Genomic DNA, 21,394 nt, shown 5'->3' on the forward strand with positions numbered 1-21,394 from the left:
CAGCGTGTCCACGCGCCCCACGCCGGTGCAGCTCGCGCCCGAGCGCCCCGCCATCGCGCTGCTCACGCGCCCGCTGGAGAGAACCACCGGCGGCACGCTCAGCCTGCCCCTGGTGGGCAACCCCCTGCCCGCCCCTGCCGTGCCCGAGGGCGAACAGCGCGTGGTCACGGTCTATGTGAGCGAGGCCATGGTGGACCTGTACGGTGCCCGGCCCGGCAGCTGGCTGCCCGCGCTCGCGCAGGCCTTCGCCGAGCCGCAGGTGCGCGGCACGCGCTTCTTCGTGGCCGGCGTGTGGCGCGACTACGCGCGCCAGCACGGCAGCGTGGTGATGGACCGAGCCGACTTCGTGCGCCTCACCGGCGACGCGCGCGTGAACGACCTCGCGCTGCACCTGGCCGAAGGGGCCGACGAAAACGCGGTGCGCGAACGCATCCGCGCGCTGGCCGAGGCACAGGGTGCGGCGAATGCCATCGAGTTCGCCTCGGTCGGCCAGATCCGCGCCAACTCGCTGCGCATCTTCGACCGCAGCTTCGCCGTCACCGTGTGGCTGCAGGCGGTGGCGATCGGCATCGGCCTGTTCGGCGTGGCCGCGAGCTTCAGCGCGCAGGTGCTGGCGCGCCGCCGCGAATTCGGCCTGCTCGCGCACCTGGGCCTTACGCGGTCGCAGATCCTGGGCGTGGTGGCGCTCGAAGGCCTGGCCTGGACGGTGCTCGGCGCGCTCGCCGGCCTCGCGCTCGGCCTGGCCGTGAGCCTGGTGCTGGTGCACGTGGTCAACCCGCAGAGCTTCCACTGGACCATGGACCTCGTGCTGCCCTGGGCCCGCCTGCTCGCGCTGTGCGCCGCCGTGGTGGTGGCCGGCACGCTCACCGCCTGGCTGGCCGGCCAGGCCGCCGCCAGCCGCGATGCGGTGCGCGCGGTGAAGGAAGACTGGTAATACACAATGCCTGCCTCCCCCCCGCCTTCACCGAAGATCGACATGACCCCCTCCACCGCCTGGGTGCACCAGGCCATCGCGCGCATCGAGGCCGACTTCTGCCGCAGCGCCGACACGCACCTCATCGCCCTGCCCCTGCCCGGCTGGGCGGCGCACGGCATCGACTTCTATCTCAAGGACGAGTCCACCCACCCCACCGGCAGCCTGAAGCACCGGCTGGCGCGCTCGCTGTTTCTCTACGCGCTGTGCAACGGCTGGGTGCACGAAGGCACCACCATCGTGGAAGCGTCCAGCGGTTCCACCGCCGTGAGCGAGGCCTACTTCGCCCGCCTGCTCTGCCTGCCCTTCATCGCCGTGATGCCGCGCAGCACCTCGCAGGAAAAGCTGGACCAGATCGCCCTCTACGGTGGGCGCTGCCACTTCGTGGAGACCACCGGCGAGGTGTACGCCGCGGCCCACGCGCTCGCGAAGGAAACCGGTGGCCACTACATGGACCAGTTCACGAACGCCGAGCGCGCGACCGACTGGCGCGGCAACAACAACATCGCGCAGAGCATGTTCGAGCAGATGGCGCACGAACGCCACCCGGTGCCGCGCTGGATCGTGGTCGGCGCGGGCACAGGCGGCACCAGCGCCACCATCGGCCGCTTCCTGCGCTACCGGCGCCACGCCAGCCAGCTGTGCGTGGCCGACCCGGCGGGCTCGGTGTTCTGCGCATACCACCGGCTGCGCGACGGCACGCTCACCGCGCCGGGCTCGCGCATCGAAGGCATCGGGCGCCCGCGCGTGGAACCCAGCTTCATCCCCAGCCTGATCGACCGCATGCTGGAGGTGTCCGATGCCGATTCGCTGGCCGCGATGCACGCCCTGTCCGACCTGCTGGGCCGTCGCGTGGGCCCGTCCACCGGCACCAACCTGGTGGCCATGCTGGACCTGGCGCAGGGCATGAAGGCGCGGGGTGAGAGCGGCGCCCTTCTTTCGCTGCTCTGCGACAGCGGCGAGCGCTACCGCCAGACCTACTTCGACCCCGGCTGGGCGCAGGAGCGCTTCGGCGATGTCGCGCCCTCGCTCGCGCGCGTGCGGGCGCAGCTGCAAGGTTGATGGCGCCATGAATCGGCCCGGGCTTCCCACGCGGCGGCACCTGCTGCTGGGTGCGGCGGGGCTGGCCTGGCCCCTGGTTCATGCACAACCGGCGCACCGCCCGGGCGATGCGCTGCGGCCGCGCCCACTCGTGTTCCCGCGCGACCACGGCACGCACAACGAGACGCGCACCGAATGGTGGTACCTCACCGGCCAGGCGAAGGACGCGGCCGGGCGCGACTTCGGTTTCCAGGTGACGTTCTTCCGCAGCCGCGTGGACGGCACGCAGGCCCTGCGCGGCCCGCTGGCCGCGAAGCAGCTGCTGTTCGCGCACGCGGCCATCACCGACGTGCAGGGCGGCCGCTTGCTGCACGACCAGCGCATCGCGCGCTGGGACGGCGAGCCGCCCGCGCCAGTCGCCGAGCGCGGCGTGTTCGCCAGCGCCGAGGACACGCAGGTGGTGCTGCGCGACTGGTCGCTGCGGCGCCGGCCCGACACCGGCCACTACACCGCGCGCGTGGTGGGCGACGAACTCGGCATCGATCTGCAGGCGGTGCCGCAGCAGGCCTGGCTGCTGCAGGGCGACCAGGGGTTTTCGCGCAAGGGGCCGGACGCGTCGCAGGCCAGCTTCTACGTGAGCCAGCCGCACCTGGCCGTGCAAGGCACGCTGGCGCTCAAAGGCCAGCGCTTCGAGGTGCGCGGCACCGCCTGGCTGGACCACGAATGGAGCGAGGCCCTGCTGCACCCCGAGGCGGTGGGCTGGGACTGGATCGGCATGAACCTCTTCGAGGGCCACAGCCTCACGGCCTTCCAGCTGCGCCGCAAGGACGGCAGCAAGCTCTGGGCGGGCGGCTCGTTCCGCGCGGCGGGCAGCGCGCAAAGCGCCACCGACCTCTACCGCTTCAGCCCGGGCGAGGTGGACTTCCAGCCCCGGCGCTGGTGGACCAGCCCGCTCACGCGCGCGCGCTACCCGGTGGAGTGGGTGGTGCGCACGCCGGGCGATTTCTACACGGTGAAGGCCGTCATCGACCCGCAGGAACTCGACAGCCGTTCGAGCACCGGCACGGTGTATTGGGAGGGGCTGTCCGACCTGATCGACAGCAACGGCAAGGCCGTGGGGCGGGGCTACCTGGAGATGACGGGCTACGTGCAGCGGCTGGTGCTGTGAGCGCGGTGCGTCAGCGTTCGGTGAACGCGAGTTGCGCGCCCAGGCCGGCGAAGGCGGCGGAGAAGCCGCGGCGCAGCCAGTCCTGCACGCGCGGCGAGTCGATGACCGTGCGGCGGAAGGCGTGCGCGAGCAGGCCGTAGAGCACGAAGACGCCGAAGGTCATGGCCATGAAGACGCCGCTGAGCAGGAGCAGTTGGCCCAGGGGCGAGGTGGCGGCGGGGTCGACGAACTGGGGCAGGAAGGCGAGGAAGAAGATGGTGAGTTTGGGGTTGAGGATGTTGAGGAGGAAGGCTTTGACGCTGAGGCTGAGGGCGCTGCGCCGTGCGCCGCCTTCCTGCACCACGAAGGCCGAGCGGTCGCGCCAGGTGGCGATGGCCAGGTAGAGGAGGTAGGCGACGCCGGCGTATTTGAGGAGTTGGAAGGCGAGCGCGCTGGTGTGCATGACGGCGGCGAGGCCGAGCACGGTGGCCAGCAGGTGGGGCACGATGCCCAGGGTGCAGCCGAGTGAGGCGAACAGGCTGGCCCGCTTTCCCTGCACCAGCCCGGCGGACACGGTGAACACCACGCCTGTGCCGGGGATGAGGACGACGATGAGGGAGGTGATCAGGAATTCCAGGGTGATCATGTGGTGGCTCCTTTTAGGGTGGTCATGTTGCCATAGGGCGTGGTTTTGGTTCGTGTGGCTTGGCTGGGGTGACTTGGTCTCGGGGCCCTTGTGCCAACTTGGTCTCGGGGCCGCTGGTGCGGGTGGCCGTTCTCCGGCGCTGCTCGCGGACGGCTGCCCGGGCGCTCGCATACCGCTTCGTCAATACCACCCGCTCACTCACCCTCTGTGGCAACCGCGAATGGGCGCCTGCGCCCGGCCACCCGCACCATCGACCCAGTGGCATGGTTGGAATTCAAGTGGTTGAATTCAAGTTTCACTTGAATGGCGTTCCATTCCCTCCCTCTCGACGGATGGTGGGGTTCGCGGGCGCAGGCGCCCATTCGCGGTTGCCACAGAGCCTGAGTGAGGGGGCGGAGTTGACGAGGTAACGGTGGCGAACCCGGGCAGCCGTCCGCGAGCAGCGCCGGAGAACGCGGACCACGCCATCCGGCAGCGCGAGGTGCAAGGTCAGAAACTAGCGCGAGTCCTCAGGCCGCCACTCCCGAAAAAACCGGATGCGTTCCAAGTGATCCGGATGGCTGCCAATCGCGATGGGCAACGACACACGGTCCTCCTCATCCTGCGGAGAAGAGTCCTTGTCGGCCTCAACAAGCATGCGCTCGAAAAACACCGCCATGGCCGCCGGCGGCACACCCCCCGCGTGCATCAGCCGAGCCGCATGCGCATCCGCGCGCCGCTCGGTGTCGCGCGAATAGGCCTGGGTCGCCAACGTCGCCGGCACCGTGGCCAGAAAACCGCTCGCATCCCCCAACACCACCCCCACCAATGCACTGATCAGACTCGCGCGCACCACCATGTCCAGCCCATCGCGGTGCTCCACATGGCCCAACTCGTGCGCCAACACACCCACCAACGCATCCGGCTGGTCGTGCAACAACTCCACCAACTCGTCCGTCATCACCATGTAACCACCCGGCAACGCAAACGCATTCGCGCCCAACACCGGCGAGGCATGGAACGCCAGCTCCCAGTGCGGCGCATCCCCCTGCGGATAAGCACGATCCACCAGCGACTTGAAACGCTGGCGCAACTCGTCCTGCCGCTTCTGCGGCAAGGCGCTGGGCCGCAGAAACAGGCGGTCCAGCTGCTGCAAGCTCTGCTGACCCACATGCCGGTCCAGCGAATCCGGCACCTGGTGCGCCAGCGTCTGGCTCAACCACGGCACGCCCCACAACCAGGCGGCCCCCAGGAACACCACCGAACCCGCGAGCGCCACCAGCGCGGCGCGCCAGCTCTGCATCCAGCCCACCACCGCGCTATCCTGCAAACCGCTGGCCTGCGCCCAGGCGTCCCACGCCGCCGCATCGGCGTGCTGGATGAGACCGCCGTCGGGCAACTCGGCCTGACGCTGGCCGTGCGTGCGCCGCTCGGGCCAGCGCACGCGCGCCAGCGGGTAGCGCCGCGTGTCCTCACCCGCTTGCATGAGCAGCTCGCCCGCCTCCACGCGCAGCGTCACCGCGCGCGGCTTGGGCGACTGGCCGTCGAACCACTGGCTGTGCAGCGAGGCCGGCGCAGCGCCCATCAGAGCCCCATGTCCATGCCGAAGAAGTCGCCGGCCGCGTCGCCCAGCACCCCCTTGCCGGCCTGCTGCGCGCTCGCCAGCCAGTCATCCACCGGCCCATCGACCGCCAAGGACATGGCCTCGAGCTTCAGGCGCGCGGTGCGCACCTTGGCGAAGGGCCAGTACAGGCCCAGCGTCACCACGATCAGCAGCCAGTTGACCAGGGTGACGCGGAACAGGCTGCGAAAGCGCAGCGCGCTGCCGAAGCGGACCTTCTCGCTGCGCGTGCCGTTCCACAGCAGGTCCTGGAAACGCGCGCCGAAGTACGGGGCGCTCACCAGCGGGATCAGCAGGTAGATCACCCCCAGCGCCACCGGCACCACCAGCGCCACCAGGGCCCGCCGCTGGCCGGCCGCCAGGTCGCCGAACATGCCACGCGCCAGCACGAACAGCACCAGGGCGACCAGCGCGGCGCCCACCAGGCCCACCAGCAGGCTCACACCTCCCGTTTTCAGGAACAGCCCGTAGAAGCGGCCGGTGCCGGTGTCCAGCTGCGTGCGCTGCTGCGCGAACACATAGCCCCCATGCTGGTAGCGTTTGATGCGCGCCAGGAGCCAGGGCATGAGCGCCGTGAAGAGCAGCACCACCGAGCCGATCACGATGCCGCTGCGCCGGGCCACCTCGGGCGCCATCTCTTCGCCTTCGGTCACGGCGGGCAGGAACAGCACGAAGGCCAGCGCGGGCAGGAAGAAGGGCAGCATGCTGAGGTAGGCGCCCTTCAGATCCCCCGCGAAGCTCAGGCGCACGCCGCGCCAGCTGGTGTTGCGCAGCCGGAACTGCAGCGAGGCGCGCCACAGCGCGGGCCAGAGCACCATGAAAACCAGCAGCGCGATCCACGCCAGGTGGGGCAGGAAGTTCGACACCGCCCAGTAACCCACGCCCAGCAGCAGCACCAGCAGGTAGCCGCGGAACATCTTCCAGGGGTCGGCGTGGAAGCCCAGCGGGTCGCCGCCGACCAGGGTGTTGTTCTGGAAGTAGGCGATGCGCCGCGCGCGCGCGAACGGCGCATACAGGGTGAGGGTGACCAGCGTGAGCAGCAGGTTCACGATCCAGATGCGGAAGTACTCGCTGCCCGAGCCGGTGAACCGGATGTCCAGCGCCTGCGCCGCCGCCGCGGCGCGCTCATCCGCCAGCGCCACGGTGGGCGCGAAATCGTCCTGTTGTGCCATCCCCGTCCCTTGAAATTGAAAAATTGGGAGGCATCCTAGCACCGAGCCCCCATTCACGCCCGGCCCCCAAAACCGGCACACTCTGCACCATGCCCACACCCTCCTCCGACCGCCCCAAAGCCGAATCGCCCACCTCGCTCGGCGGCCTGCTGCCCTTCATGCGGCCCTACCGCACCCAGATCGTGCTGGCGATGCTGTTCCTGGTGCTGGCGGCCGTTGCCACGCTGCTGTTTCCGGTGGCCCTGCGCGGCCTGATCGACGGCGGCCTGGTGGCGGGCGATCGCAGCGCGCAGGCCATGGGGCTGCGCGGCCACTTCCTCGAACTCTTCGCCGTGGCGGTGGCCCTGGGCCTGTTCTCCGCCGCGCGCTTCTACCTGGTGAGCTGGCTGGGCGAACGCATCACGGCCGACCTGCGCCACGCGGTCTACAGCCACGTGCTGCGGCAGAGCCCGCAGTTCTTCGAGACCACGCAGACCGGCGAGGTGCTCTCGCGCCTGACCACCGACACCACGCTGGTGCAGACCGTGGTGGGCTCCTCGCTCTCCATGGGCCTGCGCAATGGCGTGATGGGCATCGGCGCGCTGATCATGCTGGTGTGGACCAACCCGTATGTGATGCTGCAGGTGCTGCTGATCATCCTGCTGGTGGTGCTGCCCAGCATGTGGTTCGGGCGGCGCGTGCGCAAGCTCTCGCGCGCCAGCCAGGACCGCGTGGCCGACTCCAGCGCGATCGCGGCCGAGGTGCTCAACGCCATCCCCATCGTGCAGAGCTACACCGCCGAAGACCGCGAGGCGGGGCGCTTCAAGGACTCGACGGAGAGCGCCTTCGTCACCGCCATCCGCCGCACCAAGGCCCGCGCCGGCATGGTGGCCTTCATCATCATCAGCACGGCCGCGCTGCTGCTCTGGGGCCTGTACCAGGGCACACAGGCGGTGCTGGCCGGCACCATCACGCCCGGGCACCTGGGCCAGACCGTGGTCTACATCATCATCCTGGCCGGTGCGGTGGGGGTGCTGGGCGAGGTGTATGGCGACCTGCTGCGCGCCGCGGGCGCGAGCGAACGACTGATGGAGCTGCTGGCCAGTGAATCGCCGGTGCAGTCACCCGCGCGGCCCTTGCAGGCGCCGGCACCGCAAGGCGGCAGCGCGCTGGCCTTCGACGACGTCACCTTCCACTACCCCTCGCGCCCGGCGCAGGCGGCGCTCAGCGGTTTCACGCTGGCCGTGCAGCCGGGGCAGACGGTGGCGCTGGTCGGGCCCAGCGGCGCGGGCAAGACGACCGTGTTCGGCCTGCTGCTGCGCTACTACGACCCGGCGCTGGGCAGCATCCGGCTCGACGGCGTGCCGATCGACCAGCTGGACCTGCACGCGCTGCGCCAGCGCATCGGCATCGTGCCGCAGGACCCGGTGATCTTCTCCAGCAGCGCGATGGAGAACATCCGCTACGGCAAGCCCGGCGCGAGCGACGCCGAGGTGCGCGCGGCGGCGGCCGCCGCGTTCGCCGACGAGTTCATCGAGAAACTGCCCGAGGGTTACGACACCTTCCTGGGCGAGCGCGGCGTGCGGCTCTCGGGCGGGCAGCGCCAGCGCATCGCGATCGCGCGCGCCATGCTCAAGAACCCGCCCCTGCTGCTGCTCGACGAGGCCACCAGCGCGCTGGACGCGCAGAGCGAGCGCATGGTGCAGGCCGCGCTGGAATCGGCCATGAAGGACCGCACCACGCTCGTGATCGCCCACCGCTTGGCCACGGTGCAGCAGGCCGACCGCATCGTGGTGCTCGACCACGGCCGGCTGGTGGAACAGGGCACGCACGCCGAGCTGGTGGCGCAGGGCGGCGTGTACGCGGGGCTGGCGGCGCTGCAGTTCAACGTGTAGCCCATCTGTAGAAAAAAGTTCAACTATGCAATCTATGCATAACACGATGGCATCATGGCCTTGGACATGAGGAAGGCATCTCCGTAAGCTTCCGCTTGTTGGCTCAGCACAGGGCCACACACCACAAGGAATCTTCCATGTCACAAACACCGCCCCTTCCGGCCGGCAGCGCCACCAGCGCCCCGGCCGTTTTCACGCAAGCCCTCCCCTCCTACCTCGACCCCAAGCACCTCGGCCCCTGGGGCGTCTACCTGCAACAGGTGGACCGTGTCGCGCCCTACCTGGGCCCGCTGGCGCGCTGGGTCGACACCCTCAAGCGGCCCAAGCGCACGCTGATCGTGGACGTGCCGATCCACCTGGACAACGGCACCGTGGCCCACTTCGAGGGTTACCGCGTGCAGCACAACACCTCGCGCGGCCCGGGCAAGGGTGGTGTTCGTTTCCACCAGGACGTGACGCTGTCCGAGGTGATGGCCCTGTCGGCCTGGATGTCGATCAAGAACGCGGCGGTGAACGTGCCCTACGGCGGTGCCAAGGGCGGCATCCGCGTGGACCCGCGCCAGCTCACGATCGGTGAGCTCGAGCGCGTGACGCGCCGCTACACGAGCGAGATCGGCATCATCATCGGTCCGACCAAGGACATCCCGGCGCCGGACGTGAACACGAACGAGCAGATCATGGCCTGGATGATGGACACCTACTCGATGAACGAGGGTGCCACCGCCACCGGCGTGGTCACCGGCAAGCCGGTGGACCTGGGCGGCTCGCTGGGCCGGCGCGAGGCCACGGGCCGCGGCGTGTTCACCGTGGGCGTGGAAGCGGCGCGCCGCATCGGCCTGGACGTGTCCACCGCGCGCGTGGCCGTGCAGGGCTTCGGCAACGTGGGCGGCGTGGCCGGCAAGCTGTTCGCCGAGGCCGGCGCCAAGGTGGTCGCGGTGCAGGACCACGGCGGCACCATCTACCGCGAGGCCGGCCTCGACGTGCCCGCGCTGCTGGACCATGTGAAGCGCGCCGGCACGGTGGCGGGTTTTGCCGGTGCCGAAGTGATGGCCAACGACGCCTTCTGGGACGTGCCCTGCGACATCCTCATCCCCGCCGCGCTCGAATCGCAAATCACCGAGGCCAACGCCGGCCGCATCCAGGCGCGCATGGTGATCGAGGGCGCCAACGGCCCGACCACGCCGCAGGCCGACGACATCCTGCACGAGCGCAACGTGCTGGTGCTGCCCGACGTGATCGCCAACGCCGGCGGCGTGACGGTGAGCTACTTCGAGTGGGTGCAGGACTTCTCCAGCTTCTTCTGGAGCGAGGACGAGATCAACGCCCGCCTGGTCAAGATCATGAAGGACGCCTTCGCCGCCGTGTGGCAGGTGGCCGACGAGAACAAGGTGAGCCTGCGCACGGCGACCTTCATCGTGGCCTGCAAGCGCATCCTGCACGCGCGCGACCTGCGAGGCCTGTATCCGTAACTCCCCCTGCGCCGCTGCGCGGCTTCCCCCCTCTCTGGCGCGCCTTCGGCGCTTGGAGGGGGGACGATGCCTGTGGCCCGGCGAAGCCGGTTCCACGGCATCTCTGGGGTGAGGCACGCGCCTCGGAGAGGCTACTGCAGCGTTTCTTTGATGCCGGGCACGGAGGGCAAGGCGATCACCTCGATGCCCTCCTCCATGAGTTCGAGGGCTTCCTGCGGGCTGGCCTGGCCCCGGATCTGCCGATGCTCGACCTCGCCATGGTGCATGGCCCGGGCTTCGTCGGCGAAACGTTCACCCACGTCTTCGGTGTTCGCCATCACCTCGCGCAGCGCCTGCATGATGCGCGCCTGCATGGCCACCAGGTCGGGCTGGCCACCGTGGTTGCTCATGGCCACCGCGGTGCCGGCGGCCGGTTCGGCCGGCGCCTGCGCCTCCTGGCGACCGGCGCGCAGATTCAGCCTCGGTGCCGAGAGCTTCTTCTGAATGTGCACATCGCCACACATCGGGCACGACACCAGGCCGCGCTCGAGCTGGCTCGTGTAGTCGTCTTCGGAGCCGAACCAGCCTTCGAACTCGTGCTGGTGCGCGCACTGCAGGTTGAGGACCTTCATGCCCCGGATTGTCCCGCATCCGCCCCGTTCGGGTGGGTGGCCCACTCCAGAACCCATTCGCCGCGCTGCACGTTCTGCAGCCACATGGAGCCGATCAGGGTCTTGCAGTCGATCACCTCGCCGCTGAAACACCAGGCCTGCAGCTCGGCGGGGGTGGCGGCGAACACGTCCAGGAATTCGCCTTCGTCGAGCTGGCGCTCACCGAGCGTGAGGCCGCGCGCGAACCAGATGTCGATGACTTCGTCGGAATAGGCGATGGTGGGCGCGAGCCGGCCGGCGAAGGCCCATTCGCGGGCGCTGTAGCCCGTTTCCTCGAGCAGCTCGCGCTGCGCGCACGCCAGGCTGCCCTCGCCCGCGTCGAGCTTGCCGGCGGGGAATTCGATCATCACCGCCTGCATGGGGTGGCGGAACTGCCGCTCCATCACCACGCGGCCATCGTCCAGCAGGCCGATCACCATCACGGCGCCCGGGTGCAGCACGAACTCGCGCGTGGCGTGGGCGCCATCGGGCATGCGCACGGTGTCGCGCACCACGTGCAGGAAATGCCCGCGCAGCAACTCGGTGCGCGACAGCGGGGTTTCTCGGAGGTGGCTGTCGTCGGCCATGGGCAGCTCGGCCATCAGCCGCGGCGGCGAAACAGGTAGCGGTAGACGAAGCCGGGGAAGGCCAAGGTCAGGAACATCGAACCCGTGGTGGCGTAGAACTCCCAGCCCTGGGGGGCGATCTGGCCGGCGTCGCGTTCGAGCGCCAGGCCCAACGCACCGACCAAGAAGTACAGCAGCACCAGTTCACCCACGCGCATCCACAGCGTCTTGGGCGCGCGGCGCGGCAGCACGGCCAGCCAACGGTTGTTGAGGAAAGGCAGGTTGGCCGCGACGAAGGCGGTGATCAGCACCAGCCAGACAGAGAGTGTGTGGGTCATGGAACGGTGTGAGCCGGCGGCCACCGGCAAGTTCACCGGTGCGCCGCCAACGCGATCAGGCCAGCAGTTGCGCCACGGCCTGGGCGCACAGGGTCATGAGGCCGCCAGGCACGATGCCGAGCACCAGCACCAGCAGGCCGTTGACCGAGAGCACCGCGCGCGCGTCCAGCCCGGCCTCGATCTCGGCGGTCTGCGTGGGCGCATCGAAGTACATGATCTTGACCACGCGCAGGTAATAGAACGCGCCGATCAGCGACATGATCACCGCGAACACGGCCAGGCCCACATAGAACGCGGCGCTCGAAGCCAGCAGCGCCTGCAGCACGGCGAGCTTGGCGTAGAAACCCACCAGCGGCGGCACACCGGCCAGCGAGAACATGCAGACCGCCATGACGCCGGCGTACAGCGGGCTGCGCTGGTTCAGGCCGGCCAGGTCGCTGATGTTCTCCGACTCGAAGCCGCTGCGCGAGAGCAGCAGGATCACACCGAAGGTGCCCAGCGTGGTCAGCACGTAGGTGACGACATAGAACATGGACGAGCCGTAGGCGTTGGCCATGTTGCTGCTGTCCAGGCCGTCGGCGCCCTGCACCACGCCCGCGAGCAGGCCCAGCATCAGGAAGCCCATCTGCGCGATGGTCGAGAAAGCCAGCATGCGCTTGAGGTTGTTCTGCGCGATGGCGGCGAGGTTGCCCACCAGCAGCGACATGACGGCGAGCACCGCGAGCATCTGCTGCCAGTCCACGGCCAGCGGCTGCAGGCCTTCGACCAGCAGGCGGATCACGATGGCGAAGGCGGCCAGCTTGGGTGCGCCACCGATCATCAGGGTGATGGCGGTCGGCGCACCGTGGTACACGTCGGGCACCCACATGTGGAAGGGCACCACGCCGAGCTTGAAGGCCAGGCCGGCCACCACGAACACCAGGCCAAGGGTGAGCACCTGCGGCGAGCCCACGAGCGTGTCGTCGCCGCCCGCGATGGTCAGCATCACCTCGGTGAGGTTCAGCGAACCGGTGGCGCCATAGACCATGGACAGGCCGTAGAGCAGGAAACCGCTGGCCAGCGCGCCCAGCACGAAGTACTTCATGGCCGCTTCCGTGGCCTTCACGTCGTCGCGGCGCAGCGCCACCAGGGCGTAGCTGGAGAGCGTGAGCAGCTCCAGGCCGAGGTAGATCACCAGGAAGTGGTGGCTGGAGATCATGACGAACATGCCCAGCAGCGCGAACATGCCCAGGCTGAACAGCTCGCCGCCGCGCAGCATGTCGCGCTGGCCCGAGTAGGCGCGGCCGTACACGAAGGTGACCATCATGGCGATGGAGGCGAAGCACTTGAGCCAGTTGCCCATGGGGTCGCTGACGATCATGCCGCCGAAGCCGTAGACGGTGTTGCCCGAGCTCGCGGCCAGGCCCTGCAGCACCGCGATGACGCCCAGCGTCAGCAGCGTCAGGCCGTAGGTGACGCCGCGCAGCGGCGTCTTCACCGCCAGATCGACCAGCGCGATCACGCAGGCCATCGTCATCAGGAGGATTTCTGGGTAGGCCGCGACCCAGCTGAGCTTGTCAATCATGTGAGCGTTCTCTCGTGTAGCGTGAGCTCAGTTCAGTTTGGAGATGGCGACGTGGCGCAACAGTTCGGCCACGGACGCATCCATCACGTCGGTGAAGGGCTTGGGATAGACACCCATGTAGAGCACGGCCAGCGCCAGCACGCCCAGCACCAGGAATTCGCGCGCGTTGATGTCGACCAGGGCCTTGACGTTGTCGTTGCCCACGCTGCCGAGGTAGACCCGCTTGTACATCCACAGCGAGTACGCGGCGCCGAAGATCAGGGCCGAGGCGGCCAGCAGGCCGATCCAGAAGTTGGCCTTGACGGCGGCGATGATGACCATCCACTCGCCCACGAAACCGGCGGTGCCCGGCAGGCCGCAATTGGCCATGGTGAAGAGCAGCGCAAAGGCGGCGAACTTGGGCATGGTGTTGACCACGCCGCCGTAGTCGGCGATCTCGCGCGAGTGCACGCGGTCGTACAGCACGCCGATGCCCAGGAACATCGCGGCCGAGACGAAGCCGTGAGCGATCATCTGCACGATCGCGCCGGAGACGCCGAGGTCGCTGAAGACGAAGAAGCCCAGGGTGACGAAGCCCATGTGGGCGACCGACGAATAGGCCACGAGTTTCTTCATGTCCTGCTGCACCATGGCGACCAGGCCCACGTAGATCACGGCGATGAGCGAGAGCGCGATCATCAGCCAGGCCCATTCGTGCGCGGCATCGGGCAGGATGGGCAGCGAGAAGCGCAGGAAACCGTAGGCACCCAGCTTGAGCATGATGGCCGCCAGCACGGCCGAACCGCCGGTGGGGGCTTCCACGTGCACGTCGGGCAGCCAGGTGTGCACCGGCCACATCGGCACCTTCACCGCGAAGGCGGCGAAGAAGGCGAAGAACAGCAGGGTCTGCGCGGTGCCGCCCAGGGGCAGCTTGTACCAGTCGGCCAGCGCGAAGCTGCCGCCGGACTGCGTGTACAGGTAGATCAGGGCCACCAGCATGAGCAGCGAGCCCAGCAAGGTGTACAGGAAGAACTTGAAGGCCGCGTAGATCTTGTTCGGGCCACCCCAGATGCCGATGATCAGGTACATCGGGATCAGCGTGGCTTCGAAGAACACGTAGAACAGCATCGCGTCCTGCGCGCTGAAGACACCGATCATCAGGCCCGAGAGGATCAGGAAGGCGCCCATGTACTGGTTGACGCGCGAGGTGATCGACTCCCAGCTCGCCACCACCACCACCACGTTGATGAAGGCGGTCAGCAAGATCAGCCAGAGCGAGATGCCATCCACGCCCAGGTGGTAGTTGACGTTGAAGTTCTCGATCCAGGCGCGCTTCTCGACGAACTGCATGGCGGCGGTGCCCAGCTCGAAGCCGGTGTACAGCGGCACGGTGACGGCCAGGCCGGCAATGGCGCCCACCAGCGCGACCCAGCGCACCACGTGCGCCTGATCGTCGCGGCCCAGGGCCAGCAGCACGACGCCGAAGAAGATCGGCGTCCAGATTGCAAGGCTCAGCAAACCCATCTTGTTATCCCTCTTCTTATTTGGCGAGCCAGACGAAATACGTCATGAACAGCAGCACGCCCACGATCATCATGAGCGCGTAGTGGTAGAGGTAACCGGTCTGCGCGCGGCGCACGACCGAGGACACCACACCCACCAGCTTCCAGCTGGCGTTGACCACGCCGCCTTCGATCACGCCCCGGTCGCCGCCCTTCCAGAGGCCGACACCCAGCGCGCGCGCGCCACGGGCCAGCACGTTCTCGTTGAACCAGTCCAGGTAGTACTTGTTCTCCAGCACCACGATCAGCGGGCGCAGCGCGCGCGCGATGGCGGCCGGCACGGCCGGGTTGATCAGGTACATGTACCAGGCGCACACCGCGCCGGCCAGCGCCAGGTACAGCGGCGCGGTCGACAGCGCGTGGGTCGCCATGGCCAGGGGGCCGTGGAACATCTCGCCGAACTTCACCATGGCCGGGTGGGCCGCGGTGTTGATGGTGATGGCGTCCTTGAAGAAGTCACCGAACAGCATGGGCTGGATGGTGATGAAACCGATCACCACCGAAGGAATGGCCAGCAGCAGCAGCGGCACCGTCACCACCCAGGGCGACTCGTGCGGCTTGCCATCGCCGTGGCCGTGCCCATGGTCGTCGTGGTGGTCGCCATGGTCATCGTGGTGACCGTGGTGGGCGTCCGGGTTCTGGTCGTAGCGCTCCTTGCCGTGGAACACCAGGAAGTAGAGGCGGAACGAGTAGAACGAGGTGACGAACACGCCCGCGAGCACCGCGAAGTGCGCGAAGCCGGCGGCGGGCAGGTTGCTGAAGTGCACCGCCTCGATGATGCTGTCCTTGGAATAGAAACCGGAGAACAGCGGCGTGCCGATCAGGGCCAGCGTGCCCAGCAGCGAGGTGATCCAGGTGATGGGCATGTACTTGCGCACGCCACCCATCCAGCGGATGTCCTGGTTGTGGTGCAGACCCATGATGACCGAGCCGGCGGCCAGGAACAGCAGCGCCTTGAAGAAGGCGTGGGTCATCAGGTGGAACACGGCCACCGAGTAGGCGGAGGCGCCCAGCGCCACCGTCATGTAGCCCAGCTGCGAGAGCGTGGAGTACGCCACCACGCGCTTGATGTCGTTCTGGATGATGCCCAGGAAACCCATGAACAGCGCGGTGATCGCGCCGATGACCAGGATGAAGTTGAGCGCGGTGTCCGACAGCTCGAACAGCGGCGACATGCGCGCGACCATGAAGATGCCGGCGGTCACCATGGTGGCGGCGTGGATCAGCGCCGAGATGGGCGTGGGGCCTTCCATGGAGTCGGGCAGCCAGACGTGCAGCGGGAACTGCGCGCTCTTGCCCATGGCGCCGATGAACAGGCAGATGCAGATCACGGTGATCAGCATCCAGTCGGTGCCGGGGAAGCCCAGCGTACCGAGTTCGGGCGCCTTGGCGAACACCTCGGTGTAGTTCATGGTGCCAGCGTAGGCCACGATCAGGCCGATGCCGAGGATGAAGCCGAAGTCGCCCACGCGGTTGACCAGGAAGGCCTTCATGTTGGCGAAGATGGCCGTGGGCTTGTTGAACCAGAACCCGATCAGCAGGTAGGACACCAGGCCCACCGCTTCCCAGCCGAAGAACAGCTGCAGCAGGTTGTTGCTCATGACCAGCATGAGCATGGAGAAGGTGAACAGCGAGATGTAGGCGAAGAAGCGGTTGTAGCCGTCGTCCTCTTCCATGTAGCCGATGGTGTAGAGGTGCACCATGAGCGAGACGAAGGTGACGACCACCATCATCATCGCGGTGAGGCCATCGACCAGGAAGCCGATCTCCATCTTCAGGCCGCCCACCACCATCCAGGTGTAGATGGTCTCGTTGAAGCGCGCGCCGTCCACGGCCACGCTCTTGAGCGTCATGGCCGAGAGGATGAAGGCCACCAGCACGCCCAGGATGGTGAAGGTGTGCGAGGCGCGGCGGCCGATCACGTTGCCGCCGAAGGTGGTGCCCAGGATGCCGGCGATCGCCGAACCCAGCAATGGGGCCAGCGGAACGGCGAGCAAGGTGCTTGCAGAGAGGGTGGTGCTCATGGGGTTCTTGCCTGAGTTCTCGTGTGGGGTGGCCCTGGCCTCAACCCTTGAGGGTGTTGAGTTCTTCGACGCTGATCGACGACTTGTTGCGGAACAGCAGCACCAGAATGGCCAGACCGATCGCCGATTCGGCGGCGGCCACGGTCAGGATGAAAAACACGAAGACCTGGCCGTGCATGTCGCCCAGGAAATGCGAGAAGGCCACGAAGTTCATGTTCACGGCCAGCAGCATCAGTTCGATGGCCATGAGCAGAACGATGAGGTTCTTGCGGTTCAGGAAGATGCCCACGACCGAGATCGCGAACAGGATCGCGCCGACGGCGAGGAAATGGCCCAGCGAGACGGTCATGGTTTCTGGCCCTCCTGGGCGGCTGCCGCTTCGGCGGCGGGGGCGGCTTTCTGCGTGGCGTTCATGGGCAGCACCACCAGGCGGTCGCTGGCGCGCACGTGCACCTGCAGATTGGGGTTGATGGCCTTGCTGTCCTTGCGCTGGCGCAGGGTCAGCGCGATGGCCGCGATCATGGCCACCAGCAGGATCACGGCGGCCACTTCGATCGGGTATAGGTACTCGGTGTACAGCAGCACGCCCAGTTCACGGGTGTTGGAGTAGCCCGGGTCGGCGGCCACCGCGCCCGGATTGCCCGTGACCGTGGGGAAACCGGCCCACAGCACGGCGATGAGTTCGGCCGCCACGAAGGCGCCGAGCAAGGCCGCCACCGGGAAGTGCTTCCAGAAGCCCTGGCGCACCGTGTCCAGGTTGATGTCCAGCATCATCACGACGAAGAGGAACAGCACCATCACCGCGCCCAGGTACACCAGCACCAGCGTGATGCCCAGGAACTCGGCGCGCAGCAACAGCCACAGCGCCGCCGCCTGCGAGAACGCGAGCATGAGGTGCAGCACGGCATGCACCGGGTTGCGCGCGGTGATCACGCGGTAGCCTGCGTACAGCAGCACCGCGGCGAACAGGTAGAAAAAGCCGGTCTGGTAATCCATGGCGTCGTGGTTCTTGTGTCGTCTGGTCCGGCCGAATCGGTTCGGCGCCGGTCAGCGGTAGGGGGCGTCGGAGGCCCGGGCGGCGGCGATCTCGGATTCGTAGCGGTCGCCCACGGCCAGCAGCATCTCCTTGGTGAAATACAGGTCGCCGCGCTTCTCGCCGTGGTATTCGAGGACGTGCGTCTCGACGATGGAATCGACCGGGCAGCTTTCTTCGCAGAAGCCGCAGAAGATGCACTTGGTCAGGTCGATGTCGTAGCGCGTGGTGCGGCGCGAACCATCGGCGCGCACATCGGATTCGATGGTGATCGCCATCGCCGGGCAGACGGCTTCGCAGAGCTTGCAGGCGATGCAGCGCTCTTCACCGTTCTCGTAACGGCGCAGGGCGTGCAGGCCACGGAAGCGCGGCGACAGCGGCGTCTTCTCCTCGGGGAACTGCACCGTGACCTTGCGCTTGAAGGCGTAGCGGCCCGTTAGGGCCATGCCCTTGAACAGCTCCACCAGCAGGAAACTGTTGAAGAAATCGCGGAAGGAGAACGGCGCGGCGTGCGCGGACGGCGCGGTGGAATTGGCGGTGGTGGTGGACATGGTCGTTCGCCCGGCTTATTTCCAGAGGTTCCACGGGGTCTGCATGAGCGCGCCCACGAGGAGCAGCCAGATCAGCGTGACAGGGATGAAGATCTTCCAGCCCAGACGCATGATCTGGTCGTAGCGGAAGCGGGGGAAGGTGGCGCGGATCCAGATGAACATGGACACCACGACACAGGTCTTGATGCCGAGCCAGATCCAGCCGGGAATGAAGTCGAGCGCGGCGATCGGCGACAGCCAGCCGCCCAGGAACATCAGCACGGCCAGCACGGACACCAGCCACATGCTGGCGTACTCGGCCAGGAAAAAGATGGCGAAGCCCATGCCCGAGTACTCGACCATGTGGCCGGCCACGATCTCGGCCTCGCCTTCGACCACGTCGAAGGGGTGGCGGTTGGTTTCGGCCACGCCGGAGATCAGGTAGACGAAGAAGATCGGCAGCAGGGGCAGCCAGTTCCAGGACAGGAAGCCCAGGCCCATGTTGGCGCCCATGCCGCGCGCCTGAGAGGCCACGATCTCGCCCAGGTGCAGGCTGCCGGCGGTCATGACCACCACCAGGAAGCAGAAGCCGATGGCGATTTCGTAGCTCACCATCTGTGCCGAGGCGCGCAGCGCGCCCAGGAAGGCGTACTTGGAGTTGGACGCCCAGCCGGCGATGATCACACCGTAGACCTCGATCGAGGTGATGGCCAGGATCACCAGCAGGCCGGCGTTCACGTTGGCGATGATCGCCTCCGGGCCGAAAGGAATCGCGACCCACGCGGCCAACGCCGGCATGATGGCCATGACGGGGCCGAGGCGGAACAGGCCGTTGCTGGCCGCGCTGGGGCGGATCAGTTCCTTGGTCAGCAGCTTGAGCGCGTCGGCGATCGGTTGCAGCAGGCCGAAGGGGCCCACGCGGTTGGGACCGTGGCGCACCTGGATCCAGCCGAGCAGCTTGCGCTCCCACAGCGTGAGGTAGGCCACCGCGCCCATCAGGGGAGCGAGCACGACCACGATCTTGATCAGGTTCCAGATGACGGGCCAGGCACCGGTGGCCCACCAGTCGGCGGCGATCAGGCCCAGGCCGCCGTTGTACATCGCATCGATCACGCTGCGGCTCCTTCCAGGGCTTGAGCGGTCCGCGCATCGGCGGTGAGTTGCAGGGCGGTCGAGCGGCGCACCAGGCCGTCGAGCTGGTAGATGGACGCCACGCAGGGCGCCACTTCGGCGGGCGACGTGTCGATCGCCGCGCTGCTCGCGTTGGACAGGCGGGCGGCATCAACCACGGCGCCGTTGCTCACGCCCGGCAGCGCCGCGGCCAGCACGGCCTGCGACGAATCGGCGTCGAAGCCCGGCAGGTCCAGCAGGTTGCCGAGCACGCGCAGCACCTTCCAGGCCGGGCGCGTGTCGCCCAGCGGGCGCACGACGGCGTGGAAGCCTTGCAGGCGGCCTTCGGCGTTCACGAAGGAACCCGAGGTTTCGGTGAACGGCGCGATGGGCAGCAGCACGTCGCTCACGTCGAGGTTGGTCTTGAAGGGGCTGAGGGTGACGACCATGCCGGCCGCCGCCAGACCCGTGGCACCGACGGCGGTGTCCTGGGCGGGTTCGGTGTTGAGCAGGATGGCGGCCTTGAGCTGGCCCACCAGCATCTGGCCGGCGTTCAGACCGCCCTGCCCCGGCACGGCGTTCACCAGCTGCGCGCCCACGGTGTTGGCCGCTTCGCTGAAGTAACCCACCGTGGCGCCAGTCTGCTGCGCGATCCAGTTCGCGAGCGCGAGCAGGCTGGCCGCCTTGGCGTGGTGCGCTGCCGCGTTGCCCAGCAGAATGGCTTTCTGTTCGCCACCCAGCAGGGACTTGGCCACCGCGCGGTGCGCGTCCGTGGCCTCGCCACTCACCGGTGCAGCGGCACCCGTTTCGGCGCCGATGGCGGCCGCGATGCCGGCCAGCGCCGACACCCACAGGCCGCTGTCGGCCAGCACGGTGTTCTTCACCGGCATGGCCCAGTCCTGCGCCACGGCGTTGAGCACGTTGACCTGCGCGCCCTTGCGCTGGGCCTGGCGGATGCGCTGCGCGAACAGCGGGTGGTCCTTGCGCAGGTTGGAACCGATCACGAGCACGCGCTGCAGCGTGGAGAGCGATGCGATCGGCAGGCCCAGCCAGCGGGCAGCACCGGTGGGTGCCGTGTTCGAGAAATCGGCGTGGCGCAGGCGCGCGTCGATGTTCTGGCTGCCCAACCCCCGCACCAGGGCACCGGCCAGGGCCAGCTCTTCGAGCGTGCTGTGCGGGCTGGCCAGCAGGCCGATGGCGGCGGCGCCGTGGTCGGCCTTGACCTGCTTCAGGCCATTGGCCACGTACTCGAGCGCGGTCTGCCAGTCGACCGTCTTCCATTCACCGCCCTGCTTGAGCATGGGCGAGGTCAGGCGTTCTTCGCTGTTGACGGCTTCGTACGAGAAGCGGTCACGGTCGGCGATCCAGCATTCGTTGACGGCTTCGTTTTCCAGCGGCACCACGCGCATGACCTTGTGGTTCTTCACCTGGACGATCAGGTTGGCGCCGGTGGAGTCGTGCGGGCTCACGCTCTTGCGGCGCGAGAGCTCCCAGGTGCGGGCGCTGTAGCGGAAGGGCTTGCTGGTGAGCGCGCCGACCGGGCAGATGTCGATCATGTTGCCCGAGAGTTCGGAGTCCACCGTGTCGCCCAGGAAGGTCTCGATCTCGGCGTGTTCGCCGCGGTGCGACATGCCCAGCTCCATCACGCCGGCCACTTCCTGGCCGAAGCGCACGCAGCGGGTGCAGTGGATGCAGCGGCTCATCTCTTCCATGGAGATCAGCGGGCCCACGTCCTTGTGGAACACCACGCGCTTTTCTTCTTCGTAGCGCGAACCGGAGCCGCCATAGCCCACGGCCAGATCCTGCAGCTGGCATTCGCCACCCTGGTCGCAGATGGGGCAGTCCAGCGGGTGGTTGATGAGCAGGAACTCCATCACCGACTGCTGAGCCTTGATCGCCTTGTCGCTCTTGGTGCGCACGATCATGCCCTGCGTGACCGGCGTGGCGCAGGCCGGCATGGGCTTGGGCGCCTTCTCCACGTCGACCAGGCACATGCGGCAGTTGGCCGCGATGGACAGCTTCTTGTGGTAGCAGAAGTGGGGGATGTAGGTGCCCGCCTTCTCGGCCGCATGCATGACCATGCTGCCCGGGGGCACTTCCACCTTCTTGCCGTCGAGTTCGATTTCAACCATGGGAA

Annotated in this window: 18 protein-coding genes and 1 pseudogene; 5 read left to right on the top strand and 14 right to left on the bottom strand. The window is 67.9% G+C overall.

What is annotated here, in order from left to right:
- The 3 genes and pseudogenes from AC3WPZ_RS01910 to AC3WPZ_RS01920 form a co-directional block, all read left to right on the top strand.
- Nucleotides 1-934: pseudogene (locus AC3WPZ_RS01910) on the top strand (ABC transporter permease); the annotation flags it as partial.
- A 6-nt stretch (nucleotides 935-940) separates the two neighbouring features.
- A complete protein-coding gene (locus AC3WPZ_RS01915; protein ID WP_444686955.1) occupies nucleotides 941-2,035 on the top strand; it encodes a PLP-dependent cysteine synthase family protein in 1,095 nt (364 codons plus the stop codon).
- 7 nt (nucleotides 2,036-2,042) lie between these two features.
- Nucleotides 2,043-3,182, top strand: a complete 1,140-nt coding sequence (locus AC3WPZ_RS01920; protein ID WP_444686956.1) for a lipocalin-like domain-containing protein — start codon at nucleotides 2,043-2,045, stop codon at nucleotides 3,180-3,182.
- Between the two features lie 10 nt (nucleotides 3,183-3,192).
- Here the strand turns inward: AC3WPZ_RS01920 and AC3WPZ_RS01925 are convergent, their stop codons facing one another.
- From AC3WPZ_RS01925 to AC3WPZ_RS01935, 3 genes are all read right to left on the bottom strand, one after another.
- On the bottom strand, nucleotides 3,193-3,807 hold the full coding sequence (locus AC3WPZ_RS01925) for a LysE family translocator (protein ID WP_444686957.1): 615 nt from the start codon (nucleotides 3,805-3,807) through the stop codon (nucleotides 3,193-3,195).
- A 496-nt stretch (nucleotides 3,808-4,303) separates the two neighbouring features.
- A complete protein-coding gene (locus AC3WPZ_RS01930) occupies nucleotides 4,304-5,371 on the bottom strand; it encodes a M48 family metallopeptidase (protein ID WP_382320754.1) in 1,068 nt (355 codons plus the stop codon).
- The gene (locus tag AC3WPZ_RS01935) at nucleotides 5,371-6,579 is read right to left on the bottom strand and encodes a YjgN family protein (RefSeq protein WP_382320756.1); all 1,209 of its coding nucleotides are present in this window, start codon (nucleotides 6,577-6,579) and stop codon (nucleotides 5,371-5,373) included. Before AC3WPZ_RS01935 ends, AC3WPZ_RS01930 begins: the two co-directional genes overlap by 1 nt.
- Before the next feature lie 89 nt (nucleotides 6,580-6,668).
- Between AC3WPZ_RS01935 and AC3WPZ_RS01940 the strand changes: the two genes are divergently transcribed.
- Together AC3WPZ_RS01940 and AC3WPZ_RS01945 are read left to right on the top strand one after the other, a co-directional pair.
- Nucleotides 6,669-8,453 (top strand): ABC transporter transmembrane domain-containing protein, encoded by a 1,785-nt coding sequence (locus AC3WPZ_RS01940; RefSeq protein WP_382320758.1) that lies wholly within the window; start codon nucleotides 6,669-6,671, stop codon nucleotides 8,451-8,453.
- A gap of 137 nt (nucleotides 8,454-8,590) precedes the next feature.
- Nucleotides 8,591-9,922 carry a Glu/Leu/Phe/Val family dehydrogenase gene (locus AC3WPZ_RS01945; RefSeq protein WP_382320760.1) on the top strand — a complete coding sequence of 444 codons (1,332 nt, stop codon included), beginning with the start codon at nucleotides 8,591-8,593 and terminating at the stop codon, nucleotides 9,920-9,922.
- A 131-nt stretch (nucleotides 9,923-10,053) separates the two neighbouring features.
- On the opposite strand, the gene AC3WPZ_RS01950 is transcribed toward AC3WPZ_RS01945, so the two are convergent.
- Genes AC3WPZ_RS01950 through nuoG form a run of 11 tightly spaced genes read right to left on the bottom strand, consistent with a single transcriptional unit; the run spans nucleotide 10,054 to nucleotide 21,389 of the window.
- Nucleotides 10,054-10,533: a DUF1178 family protein gene (locus AC3WPZ_RS01950; protein WP_444686958.1), complete on the bottom strand. Its 480-nt coding sequence runs from the start codon at nucleotides 10,531-10,533 to the stop codon at nucleotides 10,054-10,056.
- A complete protein-coding gene (locus AC3WPZ_RS01955) occupies nucleotides 10,530-11,153 on the bottom strand; it encodes an NUDIX domain-containing protein (RefSeq protein ID WP_382320765.1) in 624 nt (207 codons plus the stop codon). The genes AC3WPZ_RS01950 and AC3WPZ_RS01955 overlap by 4 nt, the downstream gene beginning before the upstream one ends.
- Nucleotides 11,153-11,455: a DUF2818 family protein gene (locus AC3WPZ_RS01960; protein WP_444686959.1), complete on the bottom strand. Its 303-nt coding sequence runs from the start codon at nucleotides 11,453-11,455 to the stop codon at nucleotides 11,153-11,155. Before AC3WPZ_RS01960 ends, AC3WPZ_RS01955 begins: the two co-directional genes overlap by 1 nt.
- Nucleotides 11,456-11,510: 55 nt before the next feature.
- The gene (gene nuoN / locus AC3WPZ_RS01965; RefSeq protein WP_382320767.1) at nucleotides 11,511-13,019 is read right to left on the bottom strand and encodes an NADH-quinone oxidoreductase subunit NuoN; all 1,509 of its coding nucleotides are present in this window, start codon (nucleotides 13,017-13,019) and stop codon (nucleotides 11,511-11,513) included.
- A gap of 27 nt (nucleotides 13,020-13,046) precedes the next feature.
- On the bottom strand, nucleotides 13,047-14,522 hold the full coding sequence (locus tag AC3WPZ_RS01970) for an NADH-quinone oxidoreductase subunit M (protein ID WP_291120474.1): 1,476 nt from the start codon (nucleotides 14,520-14,522) through the stop codon (nucleotides 13,047-13,049).
- 16 nt (nucleotides 14,523-14,538) lie between these two features.
- Nucleotides 14,539-16,584 (bottom strand): NADH-quinone oxidoreductase subunit L, encoded by a 2,046-nt coding sequence (gene nuoL, locus AC3WPZ_RS01975; RefSeq protein ID WP_382320769.1) that lies wholly within the window; start codon nucleotides 16,582-16,584, stop codon nucleotides 14,539-14,541.
- 40 nt (nucleotides 16,585-16,624) lie between these two features.
- On the bottom strand, nucleotides 16,625-16,933 hold the full coding sequence (gene nuoK, locus AC3WPZ_RS01980; RefSeq protein ID WP_291120478.1) for an NADH-quinone oxidoreductase subunit NuoK: 309 nt from the start codon (nucleotides 16,931-16,933) through the stop codon (nucleotides 16,625-16,627).
- On the bottom strand, nucleotides 16,930-17,580 hold the full coding sequence (locus AC3WPZ_RS01985; RefSeq protein WP_382156526.1) for an NADH-quinone oxidoreductase subunit J: 651 nt from the start codon (nucleotides 17,578-17,580) through the stop codon (nucleotides 16,930-16,932). Before AC3WPZ_RS01985 ends, nuoK begins: the two co-directional genes overlap by 4 nt.
- Before the next feature lie 51 nt (nucleotides 17,581-17,631).
- On the bottom strand, nucleotides 17,632-18,168 hold the full coding sequence (gene nuoI, locus AC3WPZ_RS01990; RefSeq protein ID WP_291120482.1) for an NADH-quinone oxidoreductase subunit NuoI: 537 nt from the start codon (nucleotides 18,166-18,168) through the stop codon (nucleotides 17,632-17,634).
- Nucleotides 18,169-18,183: 15 nt separating this feature from the next.
- Nucleotides 18,184-19,260 carry an NADH-quinone oxidoreductase subunit NuoH gene (nuoH, locus tag AC3WPZ_RS01995; RefSeq protein WP_291120484.1) on the bottom strand — a complete coding sequence of 359 codons (1,077 nt, stop codon included), beginning with the start codon at nucleotides 19,258-19,260 and terminating at the stop codon, nucleotides 18,184-18,186.
- Entirely contained in the window at nucleotides 19,257-21,389 is a 2,133-nt protein-coding gene (nuoG, locus tag AC3WPZ_RS02000) for an NADH-quinone oxidoreductase subunit NuoG (protein WP_444686960.1), read from the bottom strand. Before nuoG ends, nuoH begins: the two co-directional genes overlap by 4 nt.
- Between the last annotated feature and the right edge of the window lie 5 nt (nucleotides 21,390-21,394).

Source organism: Hydrogenophaga sp. FW305-3-2-15-A-LB1, from assembly GCF_058787875.1.